Annotated in this window: 12 protein-coding genes and 2 rRNA genes; 3 read left to right on the top strand and 11 right to left on the bottom strand. The window is 63.0% G+C overall.

The features are described 5' to 3' along the window. Nucleotides 1–60 precede the first annotated feature (60 nt). Nucleotides 61–720, top strand: coding sequence for a TVP38/TMEM64 family protein (locus BLR34_RS10880; RefSeq protein ID WP_176765303.1), 660 nt, complete (start codon nt 61–63; stop codon nt 718–720). 94 nt (nt 721–814) lie between these two features. Here the strand turns inward: BLR34_RS10880 and BLR34_RS17565 are convergent, their stop codons facing one another. The 9 genes from BLR34_RS17565 to BLR34_RS10840 form a co-directional block, all read right to left on the bottom strand. Beyond that, on the bottom strand, nt 815–931 hold the full coding sequence (locus tag BLR34_RS17565) for an HVO_2523 family zinc finger protein (protein WP_303646357.1): 117 nt from the start codon (nt 929–931) through the stop codon (nt 815–817). A gap of 17 nt (nt 932–948) precedes the next feature. Next, complete coding sequence (locus BLR34_RS10875) at nt 949–4,053, bottom strand: adenosylcobalamin-dependent ribonucleoside-diphosphate reductase (protein ID WP_092702910.1); 3,105 nt, start codon at nt 4,051–4,053, stop codon at nt 949–951. A gap of 427 nt (nt 4,054–4,480) precedes the next feature. After that, complete coding sequence (gene trpG / locus BLR34_RS10870) at nt 4,481–5,077, bottom strand: anthranilate synthase component II (protein WP_092702908.1); 597 nt, start codon at nt 5,075–5,077, stop codon at nt 4,481–4,483. Continuing rightward, complete coding sequence (trpE, locus tag BLR34_RS10865; protein WP_092702906.1) at nt 5,074–6,663, bottom strand: anthranilate synthase component I; 1,590 nt, start codon at nt 6,661–6,663, stop codon at nt 5,074–5,076. Before trpE ends, trpG begins: the two co-directional genes overlap by 4 nt. Further along, nucleotides 6,660–7,319, bottom strand: coding sequence for a phosphoribosylanthranilate isomerase (locus BLR34_RS10860; RefSeq protein ID WP_092702904.1), 660 nt, complete (start codon nt 7,317–7,319; stop codon nt 6,660–6,662). Before BLR34_RS10860 ends, trpE begins: the two co-directional genes overlap by 4 nt. A gap of 4 nt (nt 7,320–7,323) precedes the next feature. Further along, a complete protein-coding gene (gene trpD / locus BLR34_RS10855) occupies nt 7,324–8,337 on the bottom strand; it encodes an anthranilate phosphoribosyltransferase (RefSeq protein ID WP_092702902.1) in 1,014 nt (337 codons plus the stop codon). Between the two features lie 203 nt (nt 8,338–8,540). After that, nucleotides 8,541–9,812 (bottom strand): serine hydrolase domain-containing protein, encoded by a 1,272-nt coding sequence (locus BLR34_RS10850; RefSeq protein WP_092702900.1) that lies wholly within the window; start codon nt 9,810–9,812, stop codon nt 8,541–8,543. Beyond that, nucleotides 9,809–10,012, bottom strand: coding sequence for a helix-turn-helix transcriptional regulator (locus BLR34_RS10845; protein WP_092702898.1), 204 nt, complete (start codon nt 10,010–10,012; stop codon nt 9,809–9,811). The genes BLR34_RS10850 and BLR34_RS10845 overlap by 4 nt, the downstream gene beginning before the upstream one ends. 2 nt (nt 10,013–10,014) lie before the next feature. After that, nucleotides 10,015–10,470 carry a DUF2178 domain-containing protein gene (locus tag BLR34_RS10840; RefSeq protein WP_092702896.1) on the bottom strand — a complete coding sequence of 152 codons (456 nt, stop codon included), beginning with the start codon at nt 10,468–10,470 and terminating at the stop codon, nt 10,015–10,017. A 119-nt stretch (nt 10,471–10,589) separates the two neighbouring features. Here BLR34_RS10840 and engB point away from each other — a divergent pair, with 119 nt between their 5' ends. Continuing rightward, entirely contained in the window at nt 10,590–11,207 is a 618-nt protein-coding gene (gene engB, locus BLR34_RS10835) for a GTP-binding protein EngB (RefSeq protein ID WP_092702894.1), read from the top strand. Between the two features lie 48 nt (nt 11,208–11,255). Next, a complete protein-coding gene (locus BLR34_RS17015) occupies nt 11,256–12,551 on the top strand; it encodes a hypothetical protein (protein WP_176765302.1) in 1,296 nt (431 codons plus the stop codon). Between the two features lie 87 nt (nt 12,552–12,638). Here BLR34_RS17015 and rrf read toward each other — a convergent pair. Both rrf and BLR34_RS17255 read right to left on the bottom strand, forming a co-directional pair. Next, nucleotides 12,639–12,760 (bottom strand): 5S ribosomal RNA (rrf, locus tag BLR34_RS10825). Between the two features lie 127 nt (nt 12,761–12,887). Beyond that, a 23S ribosomal RNA gene (locus tag BLR34_RS17255) occupies nt 12,888–13,572 on the bottom strand; the annotation flags it as partial.

Here is a 13,572-nt window from a genome sequence, read left to right as displayed (position 1 = left end):
TGTTTACCGCGACTCGTCCAACCACAAAGCGTTTGTCTCCGGCGCGAAGTTATACCGATGATGAAACGAGCGACGGTCCGCCAGCTCGTCGGTCTCGGTGGACTGGGCGGTCTCGCTGCGGCCGCGGCGCTTCTCTTCTCGCCCGGGACAGTCATCGCCGAACTCGAAGCACTGGCGACCCGCCCGCTGTTGTTCGGGCTCGCGCTCGTCGCCGTCTATCTCGTCCGTCCATTCCTGTTGTGGCCGGTCTCCTCGGTCGCACTCGTGCTCGGCTTTCTGTATGGCACGGCGGTTGCGCTCCCGCTGGCACTGGCGGGCGCGGCGCTGACGGCACTGCCGCCCTATCTTGTCGGGCGGTACGCCAAGACTGATATCGGGCTGTTCGGCGCACTCGGTAGCTCCGGCGAACAGTTTGTCGAGACCGTCGGTGAGTTTCGGGGCGTCGTCGCCGCGCGGTTCTCGCCGGTCCCGGGAGACCCGATTTCGTACGGTTCCGGACTGTCGGGCGTCTCCCTGAAGCCGTTTCTGGCCGGGACGGTCATCGGCGAAGTGCCGTGGGCGCTCGTGACTGTGCTGACGGGCGCGTCGATGCGGACGCTCTCGGTGTCCGAGTTCTCGCTGGGTCCCGAACTCGTCGTGGCGCTGGCTGGGCTGGCGATTCTCATCCTTGCTGGCCCGCTCTACCGGACACTCAAGCAGCCACAGGCTGTCAGCGACTGATACCACCATCGTTTCTCGACTGTCACGCGGGCGAGAAGCTTGCTGTCACCAGACGCTCGCGCGTGCTGTCGCGAATGCAAAAGCGAACGGACAGTCAGTAGAACGTGTCCGAACAGTCGTAGACGACGCCGTGTTCCGGACAGACGTACTTGCAGTGACGGTGGGTCATCGGGCGGTCACAGACCGGACAGGGACGGCCACCGTCGTTCATGGCTCCGTAGTGTCTCCTTAGCACTCGCTCCAGCCACAGGACTCACAGGTCTTGCAGCCTTCGGCGTAGTACAGCGAGAGCGAGCCACAGTCGGGGCACTCGGGGCTCTCGCCGGCGTCGAGTATCGTCTGCTGGTCGGCCTCGACGGTCTCGGCGCTGACCGCGCCGCCGTCGGGTTCGGGTTCGTTGGGGTCGACACGTGTCTCGGCCGAGCGCGACTCGGTAGCGGTCTCTTCGAGGGTTGCCTGGTCGGGGTAGGCCTTGTCGACCTCGTCGTCGAGGTAACGACGCAGCGCCGTCCCGAAGGCGTCCGGGATGGAGTTAATCTGCTCGCCTTTGTCCCAGGCGACTTTCGGCGACCGGATGCCCTGAAGCTTGTCGACGATTTCGTCGGGGTCGACACCAGAGCGAAGCGCAACGGAGATTGTCTTCGCCAGCGCGTCGGTAAAGGAGTTGGTGAAGCCACCGGAATGGCCCGTGTTGGCGAACAGCTCGAACGGTTCGCCCGTTTTGGGGTCCTCGTTGATAGTGACGTACAGCTTGCCGTACCCGGTGTCGATGCGCTGTGTGACACCGTGGAGTTGGTCGGGGCGTGGCTTCTTTTCGGCGTAGCGCGTGCCAGCGTCGAAGATGTCGTCCAGGTCGGCTTCGAGCTCGGCGCGAACGTCCTCGTTGTCGAGGAAGCCTTCGATGCCGCCGAAGGTCTCCTGAATCTGCTCGACGATGGCTTCTGCGGCCTCGTCTTCGTCGGCGAACTCGGTGTTCTGGGCGCGCGTCGTCAGCACCTGCTTCGAGCGGGTGCCGTCGCGGTAGTAGGTGACGCCCTTGCCGCCGTTCTCGTAGATGTACTCGAAGACCTCCTTCGCGTCCTCGACCGTCGAGTCGTTGGGGGCGTTGACAGTCTTGGAGATGGCCGAGTCGACGCCGTGCTGGCACGCCGTCTGGACGCCGGCGTGTTCTTTCGCCGAGAGGTCACCCGTCGTCACGAACAGCTCACCGACGGCGTCCGGGACCGTCTCCAGCCCGTCGACGCCGTCGAACTCGTTGTTGGCCATCTGCTCGGTGGCCTCCTGTTTGACGGCCTCGACGTCGATGTCGTTGTCCTCTAGCGTTCGGAGGAAGTAGTCGTCGAACTCGACGAGCATCTCGTCGCCCTGCACGTCGTCGGAGACGTTCTTGTAGTAGGCGACGTTGTAGATTGGCTCACAGCCGCCGGTCGTGTTGCCGACCATGCTGGTCGTTCCCGTCGGCGCGATGGTCGTCGTGTTGTGGTTCCGGATAGCGAAGCCGTCCTCCCACCCGTCGGCGTCGAGCCCAGTCTGTTTCTCGAACCACTCGCGGTACTCCGTCGGGTTGGCGAACTTCGAGTTCTCCCACTCGGCGAAGGTACCCCGCTCGCCGGCGAGTTCGTGGCTCGTCCACTTGGAGTGGTGGTTGATGTGGGTCATCAGCTGGCGGGCAACCTCGTTTGCGGGGTCGCTACCGTATTTCAGCCCGAGCTGGATGTAAAGCTGGGCCAGTCCCATGATACCCAGCCCGATTTTGCGCATCTCGCGGACCTTCTGTTCGATTTTCTCGACCGGGAAATCCGACATCGTGACGACGTTTTCGAGGAATCGCGTCCCCATCTCGATGCGGCGGTCGAACTCCTCGAAGTCGACGGCCTCTTGGAGGAAGGCGCCGATGGCCTCGGCCTCGGTGTCGAACTCCTCGGCGTGTTCGTCGGCCCAGACACGCCAGTCGGGAGCGTCCTCGGCCGCGAGTGTCGAGAGGTTGATGTGTCCTAGATTACATGCTTCATACTCTTCCAAGGGCTGCTCGCCGCAGGGATTTGTGGCAAGAATCTGATGGTCTGGATGTTTCTCCACGTCGAAGGAGTGTTCCTTGTTTACGCGTTCGAGGTAGATGACGCCCGGTTCGCCGTTCTCGTGGGCGCCCTCGACGATGCGGTCCCAGACCTCGCGTGCCGGGACCGAGAGGACCTCGCCGGCCTCGACGTACTCGCCGAGACCGAACATCTCGTAGAGTTCGACAGTCTCCTCGGTCGCGACGTGGGGCTCTTCGGTGCGTGGGTTGGTGAAGGTATACTCCTCGTCGTGTTTGACCGCTTCCATGAACCGGTCGGTGATGCCGACCGAGATGTTGAAATTCGAGAGGTGACCCTCGACGGCGTTGCGGAGGTGTTCCGGGACGCGTCCCTCGTCGTCGATGAGTTCGCGAGCCTCCTCGAGGGCATCCTTGAAGGAGTTGTGCGTGAAGTCGTCGGGGTCGTTGAGTCGGAGGGTGTGGGCGAGCGAGACGTCCTTGTTTTTCGCGTGGATGAACTGAATGACGTCGGGGTGTGAGACGCGCATGACGCCCATCTGTGCGCCGCGCCGTGCCCCACCCTGGGCGATGGTCTCACACATCTGGTCGTACGTGCGCATGAACGTAATCGGGCCGGAGGCGATACCGCCGGTCGAACCGACGGCGTCGCCGTAGGGCCGGAGCTGCCAGAAGGCATACCCCATGCCGCCCCCGGACTGGAACACCTGGGCGGCCTCTTTTGCCGTCTGGTGGATGTCGTCGATGTCGTCTGCCGGCGAGTCGACGAAACACGCCGAGAGCTGCTGGAGTTCGTCGCCCGCGTTCATCAGCGTCGGGCTATTGGGCATAAAGGAGAGATCTTCCATGCTCTCTTGGAACTCCGCCGCCGTCGCTTCGACGTGGTCGCGAATCTCGTCGGGCAGTTCCGGGACGACCGTGTCGTAGGCAAACTTGTTGACGTTGTACTCCGACAGCGTCGTCTCGACGTCGTCGTCGGCCGTCGTCCCCTTCCCGAAGACTTCGGCAGCAAGCTCGTCTCGACGCGGGTGGTCGGGCTTGAGTTGGCCTGGCGTGACCGTCACCTCGACGTCCTGCTTGCGCGCCTCGAAGACGGCCTCGGCCAGTGCGATGTTCTCGGCGACGCGCTCGAAGAGTTCTTCCTGGTCTTCGGTAACCGCCCCGTCGGCGTCCTTGCGGAGATACCGTGCCGGGAGAATGTTGTGGTAGGCGTTACCGGTAAGTCGCTCTTCGAGCGTGTCGCCGTCGGTTCGCTTGATTGGGAGTGTGAGTTCGTCGGCCGCGAGTTCCTGACTCATGCCGAGTCACCTCGCTGTGGTGTCTGACGGGTGATGCGCCCTGCGTGTGTGGTTCCCTGGTCGCTCATTTGTGACGAAAGTCGTGTTGGCGTCGGGACTCAATAAGGCTTCCGTCCCGGATTTCTTATTCTATTCTTTACAGTTGTAACTGTCACCTGTACTGCGCCGCGAGACACCCTGCTAGCTGGCGTGTACTCGCTGGCTTATACTCAGGTGGGACTCCCTATTAATCCTAGTCAGACCGGAGTGAAAGTAGAGTGTATCTGACGAATTTGCCAGACAGCGGCGGTCTATCCAGCCGAACAGATGGGGGGATTCGTCTGGAGATAGTGAGCCGATGTGTTGGCGTCACCCCGGGTGTGGGACCACTGGCAAGGGCGTCGCTACCACGCTCAAACGTCTACCAGCCGGCCGTAAATGATGGAATCTATATGTTTTCGAGGAAGTTCTGGATAACGTCGTGCCCGACGGCGGTTAGCACCGATTCGGGGTGGAACTGTACACACGAGATGGGATGTTCGCGGTGGCGGATTCCCATGACGAGTTCGTGGTCGTCGACGGTGGTGGTCGCGGTGACTTCGAAGGAGTCGGGCACGTCGGTCGCGACGAGCGAGTGATAGCGCCCGCCCTGGAATCCCTGGTCGAGTCCCTGGTAGACGCCCTCGCCGTCGTGGTCGACAGGGAACGCCTTGCCGTGAATCGGCTCGGGCGCGTGGCCGACCTCGCCGCCGTAGGCGTAGACGGCGGCTTCGAGGCCGAGACAGACGCCGAGTGTTGGCACGTCGGGGCTCATCTCGCGGAAGACATCTGTGCTGACGCCCACGTCGCGCTCGTTTGCCGGGTGACCCGGTCCCGGCGAGACGACAATTGCGTCGGGGTCTGTGGCGCGCACGTCCGCGAGTGAGACCGTGTTTCGGACGACCTCGGTGTCTGCGTGTTCGCTGACATACTCCACGAGGTTGTAGGTGAACGAGTCGAAGTTGTCGATGAATAGGACTCGCCTCTCGGTTGTCATGGTACTCATTGTCGAGCCTCGGTGACGGTCTCCTCGATACGGTCAAGCGCAGAGAGGACGCCGTCCATCTTCTTCTCTGTCTCCTCGTACTCCGCGACCGGGTCGCTGTCTGCGACGACACCCGCTCCTGCTCTGACGGTTACACAATCGCTCTCGCCAGCAGGTTCGATGGTAGCCGACCGAATGACGATAGCGAAGTCGGCGTCGCCCTGCCAGGAGACGTAGCCGACGCCGCCGCCGTAGACGCCACGAGGCGAAGACTCGAGATCGTCGATGAGTTCCATCGCCCGCATCTTCGGCGCACCCGAGAGCGTCCCCGCCGGGAACGAGGCCCGCACCGCGTCGAAGGCGTCGCTGTCGGCCCCGAGTGTCCCCGTCACGGTCGACTCGATGTGCTGGACGTGGGAGTATTTGAGCACGTTCATGAACTCCTGGACGCGGACGCTTCCGGGTTCGGCCACCCGGCGAACGTCGTTGCGCGCCAGGTCGACCAGCATGGTGTGTTCGGCTCGTTCCTTGTCGTCGGCGAGCATCTCGCCGGCCAGCCGGCGGTCTTCGACCGGACTCGACCCCCGCGGGCAGGTGCCCGCAATCGGGTTCGAGACGACCTGCTCGTTGCCGACCGAGACCAGCGTTTCCGGACTCGCTCCGACGATTGTCCGGTCGCCGTAAGAGAGGACGTACATGTACGGCGAGGGGTTGATGTCACGCAGCGCCTCGTAGAGGCCAAGCGAGTCGACGTCGCCGTACAGCTCTCGGGTACGGGAGATGACGCCCTGATAGATTTCGCCGTCGAAGACGGCCTCTTTGGCAGTCTCGACGGCCTCCTCGTAACGGTCCCGCTCGCCCGCGCGTTCGCGCTCGGGCCGGAAACCGCCGGTAGAGAGCGGCGCCGCCTCTGTAAGCAGGTCGGTCACGCGGCCGAGTTCGGCCACGAGGTCGTCGTAGCGCGCGCCTGCGTCGTCTCCGGGACGGACCACGGGCGTACAGACCAGCGAGAGCGTATCCTCGGCGTGGTCGAAGGCGAGCGTCCGCGTCGTGAGGACGAACTGTGCGTCCGGGGTGGCCGACTCGGGCGGGTCGACCCCGACCTCGGCGAGGTGGAGGTCGTAGACGGCGTCGTAGGCCAGAAAGCCCACGAGCCCACCGTCGAGGTGCTGGCGGTCGCGGTCGGGCATCCCGCGCAGGGAGACATCCGGCAGCGCATCCCGGAGCGTGTCGAGTGTGTCGCCCCCGTTCGTGGTAACCAGACCGTCGTAGCGGTCGTCAAGCACCTCGACGCTCCCCTCGCCACCGTCGACCGTGACGACGGCCGCCGGGTCGTATCCGACAAAGGAAAACCGTGCGTGGCGCTCCGCTGGCGCGGGCGCGAACGCGCCGTCGGGGTCGCTCGAGGGCACCTTCTCTGCGCTTTCGAGCAGGAAGCCGTAGTCGGCGGCGTCGGCCTCGGTCGTCCGTCCGGTCAGCGCCGCGTACGCGTCGAGTGGGTCCGCGTCGACGGCGAGCTCTGCCTCGACCCGAACGACTGCCGGTCCGTCAGTGTCAGCGAGGTCGACAAACTCCTCGCGGTCGATACCGAAGGTCGCGTCCGTCATCGGGCCGACACCCCGGTTGCGCCCGCGACGAACGCAGCGACCGCGTCGTGGTCCTTGCGTCCGCCCTCGCGTTCGACGCCCGTGGCGGTGTCGACGGCAAAGGGGTCGACCGCCTCGACGGCGGCCTCGACGTTCTCGGGGGTTAGTCCACCCGCCAAGATGACCGGCGTCGCGGTGTGCTCGACGAGTCGGCGTGTCTGCTCCCAGTCGTGTGTCTCGCCGGTGCCGCCCCCACCCTGGTCGTCGGTCGAATCGACTAACACGGCGTTGGCACTGTCGGCGTACGCCGCTATGTCGTCGTCTGTCGCGTCGACCGCTGCAATCACGCTGGCGTCGATGCCTTCACCGAGCTGTGCCAGCTCTGTGGGAGCGAGTCCGCTGTGTACCTGCACGGCGTCGGCACCGACCCGTTCCTGCAGCGTGACGACGTCAGCGACGGAGTCGGGCATCGTCACCAACACCGTCGTAGTGAACGGCGGCGCACCAGAAACGAGGGTCGTCGCCTGGTCGACGGCAACCTCTCTGGGCGTCTCGACCGGCACGTCGGTGATGAAACCGAGCGCGTCGGCCCCGGCACTGACAGCGGCGTCACGATCGGTCTGAGTAGTGAGCCCACAGATTTTGACCCGCGTCCGGCCAGCGGTGGCGTCGGTCATCGGTTCAGGCCGCCCCACACAACTCGTCGAGTTTTGCTGCCGCCCGCCCGGACTCGATACTCTCGCGGGCGCGCTCGACGCCGTCGGCAATCGACTCGGCAGCATCGGCGACATACAGTGCCGCGCCAGCGTTGGCGAGGATGACGTCTCGCTTCGGGCCGGCCACCTCGCCGGTGACGATACCTCGGAGGTCCGCCGCGTTCGACTCGGGAGAACCGCCTGCGATGGCCTTGACTGGCGCGCGGTCGAGCCCCAACTCGGCGGGTGTCAGCGTGTATTCGGTGACCGTCTCACCGTCGACCTCGGCGACGGTCGTCTCGTCGTGGACGGCGATTTCGTCGAGTCCGGAGCCGTGAACGACCAGCGCGCGTTCGACAGCCATCTGTGCGAGCGCTCGCGCGAGCACCGGGACGAGGTCCGAGTCATAGACGCCGACGACCTGTGCCTCGGCTCCCGCAGGATTCGTGAGCGGGCCGAGGACGTTGAAGATGGTCCGCATCCCAAGCTCCTGGCGCGGGCCGATGACGGCTTTCATCGCCGGATGGAACACGGGCGCGAGCATGAAGCCGATGCCGTCGTCCTCGATAGCGTCCTCGACGGCGGGCGGTTCCGCATCGACTGTAACGCCGACCTCCTCCAGTACGTCCGCGCTCCCGGACGACGACGAAACCGAGTAGTTGCCGTGTTTGGCGACCGGAACACCCGCGCCAGCGACCACGAGCGCGCTCGTCGTCGAGACGTTGATAGTGTCGTAGTCGTCGCCACCGGTCCCACAGGTGTCGACCATCCCCTCGCGCTCGGGCGCGATCGTCCGCGCGACGGCTCGCATCCCCTCGGCGAAGCCTGCGATTTCGGTTTCGGTCTCGCCCTTGCCGCGCAACGCGGCGAGCAATGCACCGATCTGTGCCTCCGTCGCCTCCCCGAACACCAGCCGAGAGGCTTCGCGTGCCTCCGCCTGGGTGAGGTCCTCGCCGTCGGCGACGCGTTCGATATACGTCTGTAGCGTCTGCTCACTCATTTATCAGTCACCGATGTACGTTTTCGTTATACGATGAACAAATGCGTACACAGATTTAAGCGTGTCGCCTCTCGGGATAGAGCGGTTTCGCCGGCGACACCTGCGAGCGAGGACGGCAATCCGGTCCGTGTCATTTGCTGGTAGCGACCGATAGCCCGTTGTCACGGTTGAGGGCAACCGAGAGAAGGCAGTAGCGATAGGGCTCAATTGTCGATGCTGCTGAACGCCTCGTCGAGTTGCGTGTGAATCTGCTGGGGATTTCCGCGCAGGTCGCGGTCGTTGAACAACGTGACGACCCACCCGTCGGGACGACGACCGGCGTACCCGAAGGAGTCGTAGATTGAGCCGAACCACGCAAGCGTCGACTGGTCAATCTGCTCGAACACCGATTCGAGAGACTCGTAGGGCTGGCCGTTGAGCCAAAACCACTGGAGTTCATCGAGTGCGCGGGCGAGGTCAGGGGCGCGCGCGACGAACCCGCCGGCACCGCTAAACGCGCTGAGGACTATTCCGTAATCGGCACAGGCTGCCGACCCGTCCCGGGTAAAGACGTTCTCACACTGCTCTGAGTCGTCGTACCAGATTTCGTCTGGCCGTCGGTTCTCCGGTCGAGTCGCGCCGAGGTGGATATCTGTCGCATCCGCAGCCTCGAAGAGATTCGCCGAGACGACCGACTCGAAGGACTCGCCGGTAACGCCTTCGACGACCAGCGACAGCATGACGTATCCAATGTTCGAGTAGACGTTGTCCGTGCCGGGGTCGAACTGCAGCGGTTGGTCGAGGACGTATCGGACAAAGTCGTCGCGCGCGGGTGTATCGTCGAGGCCGAGTGACTCGACGACGACAAGCGGATTGAACAGCGGATTCGCGTTTTCGAACCGATTCCAACCGCCAGCGTGGTTCAGCAATTGCTCGACAGTGACCTCGCGGATGCGCTCGTCTGCCGGCTCACCGTCCGGTGGGTCGACAGACAACAGCGGGTAAAATTCGTCCTCAAGTGCGAGTTCGCCGGCCTCGACGAGGCGGAGGACAGCGTCGGCGGTAAACAGTTTGGAGATGCTTCCGATACGGTACATCGCCTGAGGGTCGACCGGCTCGGTTCGCTCGCGGTCGCCCCAGCCATACCCCCGAACTAGTTCCATCTCCTCGTCGCGATAGAGCGCGAGCGACCCCGCGCCGTAGTCGAGCTCCGTCATGTACTCGACGGTCGCCTCGTCGAGCGGTCGCAGCTCGGGAACAGACTCGCCGGAGACTGGAATCTCGTCGGTCGGCTGTGTTGGGGTTTCGGTCGGCGTGTCCGTAGCGGTCTCTGTTTGTGTTGGCGTTGCCGTCTCGGTCGTTGTCGCGGTGGTAGTCGGCGACCCCCCGCCGTCGCCGCCGAGACAGCCGGCGAGAGTCAACACGCCGGTAGCCGCGCCCGTGCGAAGGAGCGTCCGTCGGTCGATACGATTCTGGGTCTGTGATTCGTCGGTCATGTGTCTGTGAGGTCAGGGTCGAAGATGTCTTCGACATAGCAGTCGAAAAACTGTGCGAGCTTGAACGCCAGTTCGAGCGAGGGATCATAGCGCTCGCGCTCGATGGCGTTTATCGTCTGCCGGGATACCCCCACAGCAGCCGCGAGGTCTCCCTGCGAGAGGTCGTGCCGGTCGCGGAGGTCCGGTAAGCTGTTTTGCATGGTCAGTACTGTCGTTTGGTGTACCAGTGAGCGACGGCGAAAATCCCAAAGAGTGACGCGTATCCCCATATCATGCCGTTGAGCCAGGGCGGAGCCGTGTAGACGCCCGTCTGTCCGAGCGTGGCCAGCCCCGGCGCGCCGAGTATCAGGAGGAACCCGGCGACACCGAGCGTTCGTCCCGCCGCTTCCGCGTTGATTTCCTCTTCGCGCTCGTCTTCGATTCCATCTGGCCCGAAGTGCAGGACGCCCAGCCCGAGCACGATTGCGCCCCAGTAGACGCCAACTGCACTGACGGCAATCGCGTCACCACCCACGCGGTTCCAGACCGTCACTAAAGCAAAGTAACCGACAATTCCCACGGTGAGGATGCCGTAGAACAGTCGCTTGTATCGTTTGCGTCGCTGTAGCTGGGTCCGTGCTTCCGAAAGGTCCGTGTCCGGCGTCTTTGCTTCGTTCATGTGTAAAGCCCCTTTTACAGTAAAGCCTACTTTACACACTTACTTAATTCTGTTGACGAGGTTCGGTCCGGGAAACGGCCGATAGACACGTTTATCGGCTGTTCGACACAACATCGGGTATGTTCGAAACGCGGCCGGACCGCGAAGGCGAAGTCGTGTTGGTGGGGCGGTCGAACGTCGGGAAGTCGACGCTGATGCGTGAGATAACGGGACATACGTTCGATACGGGCCAGCGACCCGGTGTCACGCGCAAGCCCAACCACTACGACTGGGCCAGCGAAGACTTCGTGATAACAGACCTTCCCGGATTCGGGTTCATGAAAGGGACTCCAGAGGAGGTTCGCGAACAGATAAAGACCGACGTCGTCCAGTACATCGAGCAGTACGCCGACAACATCCTCGCGGGTGTCCTCGTCCTCGACGGGAAAGCAGCCGTCGATATTATCGACCGCCATTCCGGTCCTGACGAGGTGCCACACACCGTCGAGCTGTATCACTTCTTACGAGACGTCGGTGTTCCAGCCGTTATTGCGGTCAACAAGATGGACAAAGTCGACAACCGCGACGACCGCCTCGACGAGGTCGCCGAGCGGTTCGGTCTCGTCCCGCCCTGGAAGCAGTGGCAGGACGTGATTGCTCCAATCAGTGCCAAGCGAGGAACTATCGGCCCGCTCAACGAGGCGGTCCGAACGCACCTCCACGAAGCCGAACGCGACGACCTGTTCAAGTTCTTCTAGCGCCACCGGGACGTATCTATATCTGGCTCGCATTCTGTGTCTGTACTGATGACAGACCAGCCCGGGCCGAAGCCGTCGACAGCGGACAGCGAGCCCGCCCCGACAATCGAGGAGTTGCTCGCCGACTTGGAGACGGTTGCGGGGGACCGTGCCGACGCCCAGACCCAAGCAGAGCGTCGAGATGTCGAGCATCTGTTGCTGGAAGCATACGAGCGCGGCCTGATAGAATCGGGCGTCCGAGACCTGGGACAACGAGACGCCGCCGAAGCGTTGGTCGGAAGTGTCATCTTCGCCTCCCCCCTTCTCGTCGAGGATGGCATTTTCGATATTGCGGACCACCTGTTCGACGTCGCGGTCGCTGGTGTCCCGGTGTTCCTGCTCGCGAACACGCTGTTTGTCGTGGTGATGACCTACGCACTGCTCCAGTGGACAGGACGAGACACCGACGAGACTGCTCTCCTGTTCGGGCACGTCCCTGCCCGGCTTGTGATGACGCTGGCTGTCTCCTTGCTCGTCACGACTGCCCTGATGACTGTCTGGGGTCGCGTCGACGGCTGGCAGTCACCCCTTGCGGCGCTTGCACGCATCAACGTCATCTGGACTGTCGGGTCGCTCGGCGCCGCGCTCGGAGATATCCTCGCCGACGATGCACCGGCGGTGGCGTCTTCACCGACACTGGATGACTCTCCAGCAGTCGCTGCGAAGCGGCCACAGGCGATTAGAGAGATGCGCGACAGTGCGCTCGTTGCGGCACTTCACGAACAGTTCGACGATCTCGAATCTGTCGTCGACGACACCGGCGAGCGACAGGCCGTAAACCGCATCCGTGAGCGTTCGGTCCAAGCGACGGTCGAAGACACACTGGGCGACCGCATCCAGAAGTATACCTCCCGAGACATCGCTGAGGGGTTCGTCGGCAGCATCTTCTTCGCGATTCCGTTCCTGGTCGAGGATGGTGTCTTCGACGTCGCGGAGTACTTTCTCTCCTTCCAGGTTGGCGTCTTTCCCGTGTTTTTCCTGCTCAACACCGTCTTCGTGTTGCTGATGATTCTGGCGTTGGTTTACTGGGCAGGTCCACAGGACGTCCGAGTCAACCGACCGCTGCTTGGAGTTATTCCGCGACGGCTCATCGGCATCGCGCTCGTGTCTCTCCTGACGACGGCCGCTCTCATGACGATGTGGGGCCGTGTCGCCTGGGAAGACCCCGTCGTTGCGCTCGCGCGAGTTAGTGTGGTTTGGACTGTCGCCTCCTTCGGTGCGGCGCTCGGTGATATTCTTCCTGGCGAGAGTTCCGGTGCGGATATCAACGACGACCTGGCGGCGCTTGCCGACCAGAACGACTGATCTGGCAGTCGCCCTCGAAAGCGCGACGTACATGAAAAAAGCCCACAACCAGCGTTGTCACTGGTTGTGGGCTACGAGTAGTATGAATGGAGGCGGCGAACCGAGTTTCCCAGAGACTCTCGTACTCCAGTACTCACCGGAACGCTGGTGGGCTTAACTTCCGTGTTCGGGATGGGTACGGGTGTAACCCCACCGCTATGGCCGCCTTAACGCTGATTCGCGGACTCGAACCGCGATCGGTGTGAGCCGATGCACCTGCAATCAGTGGTCGATGGGAAACCGTGTGTACGTGCGATCCAGATTGCGCCTGGACTCGTTTGACCGAGCCAATGCGTATGAATGGTGGCTTCGACCAGTTAGTACTCGCAGGCTGAACGTCTCGTTGCCTCGACGCGTACACCCCGAGTCTATTGATCTCGTCTTGTACGAGTGGTCTCAGCGGTGTCTCTTTTCCAGGTGGGTTTCCGGCTTAGATGCGTTCAGCCGTTACCCCGTGTGGCGTAGCCGCCCGGCAGTGCTCTCTCGAACAACCGGTAAACCAGTGGCCACCACCCGTAGTTCCTCTCGTACTATACGGGCGTTCCCGTCAGACACCAATACACCCCCAATAGATAGCAGCCGACCTGTCTCACGACGGTCTAAACCCAGCTCACGACCTCCTTTAATAGGCGAACAACCTCACCCTTGCCCGCTTCTGCACGGGCAGGATGGAGGGAACCGACATCGAGGTAGCAAGCCACCCGGTCGATATGTGCTCTTGCGGGTGACGACTCTGTTATCCCTAGGGTAGCTTTTCTGTCATTTTTGGCCCGCATCAAGCAGGCGCAAAAGTTCGCTAGACCACGCTTTCGCGTCAGCGTTCCTCGTTGGGAAGAACACTGTCAAGCCACCTTTTGCTCTTGCGCTCTCCGCCGAGTTTCCGACTCGGCTGAGGTGGCCTTGGGGCGGGCTCGATATCTTTTCAAGCCCGTACCGCCCCAGTCAAACTGCCCGGCTACCGGTGTCCTCCTCCCGGAGTGAG

Origin of the sequence: Halovenus aranensis, assembly GCF_900100385.1 — an archaeon.
In the GTDB taxonomy this organism is placed as follows: Archaea; Halobacteriota; Halobacteria; order Halobacteriales; family Haloarculaceae; genus Halovenus; species Halovenus aranensis.
The sequence above is the reverse complement of the archived record's forward strand: the minus strand, read 5'-3'. Positions and strand labels throughout refer to the sequence as shown.

Coding starts and splice junctions, on each gene's coding strand:
- BLR34_RS10840 (WP_092702896.1), bottom strand. CDS start 10,470: ATGAACGAAGCAAAGACGCCGGACACGGACCTTTCGGAAGCACGGACC.
- BLR34_RS17015 (WP_176765302.1), top strand. CDS start 11,256: ATGACAGACCAGCCCGGGCCGAAGCCGTCGACAGCGGACAGCGAGCCC.
- BLR34_RS10880 (WP_176765303.1), top strand. CDS start 61: ATGAAACGAGCGACGGTCCGCCAGCTCGTCGGTCTCGGTGGACTGGGC.
- trpD (WP_092702902.1), bottom strand. CDS start 8,337: ATGAGTGAGCAGACGCTACAGACGTATATCGAACGCGTCGCCGACGGC.
- BLR34_RS10875 (WP_092702910.1), bottom strand. CDS start 4,053: ATGAGTCAGGAACTCGCGGCCGACGAACTCACACTCCCAATCAAGCGA.
- engB (WP_092702894.1), top strand. CDS start 10,590: ATGTTCGAAACGCGGCCGGACCGCGAAGGCGAAGTCGTGTTGGTGGGG.
- BLR34_RS10850 (WP_092702900.1), bottom strand. CDS start 9,812: ATGACCGACGAATCACAGACCCAGAATCGTATCGACCGACGGACGCTC.
- trpG (WP_092702908.1), bottom strand. CDS start 5,077: ATGAGTACCATGACAACCGAGAGGCGAGTCCTATTCATCGACAACTTC.
- BLR34_RS10860 (WP_092702904.1), bottom strand. CDS start 7,319: ATGACCGACGCCACCGCTGGCCGGACGCGGGTCAAAATCTGTGGGCTC.
- trpE (WP_092702906.1), bottom strand. CDS start 6,663: ATGACGGACGCGACCTTCGGTATCGACCGCGAGGAGTTTGTCGACCTC.
- BLR34_RS10845 (WP_092702898.1), bottom strand. CDS start 10,012: ATGCAAAACAGCTTACCGGACCTCCGCGACCGGCACGACCTCTCGCAG.
- BLR34_RS17565 (WP_303646357.1), bottom strand. CDS start 931: ATGAACGACGGTGGCCGTCCCTGTCCGGTCTGTGACCGCCCGATGACC.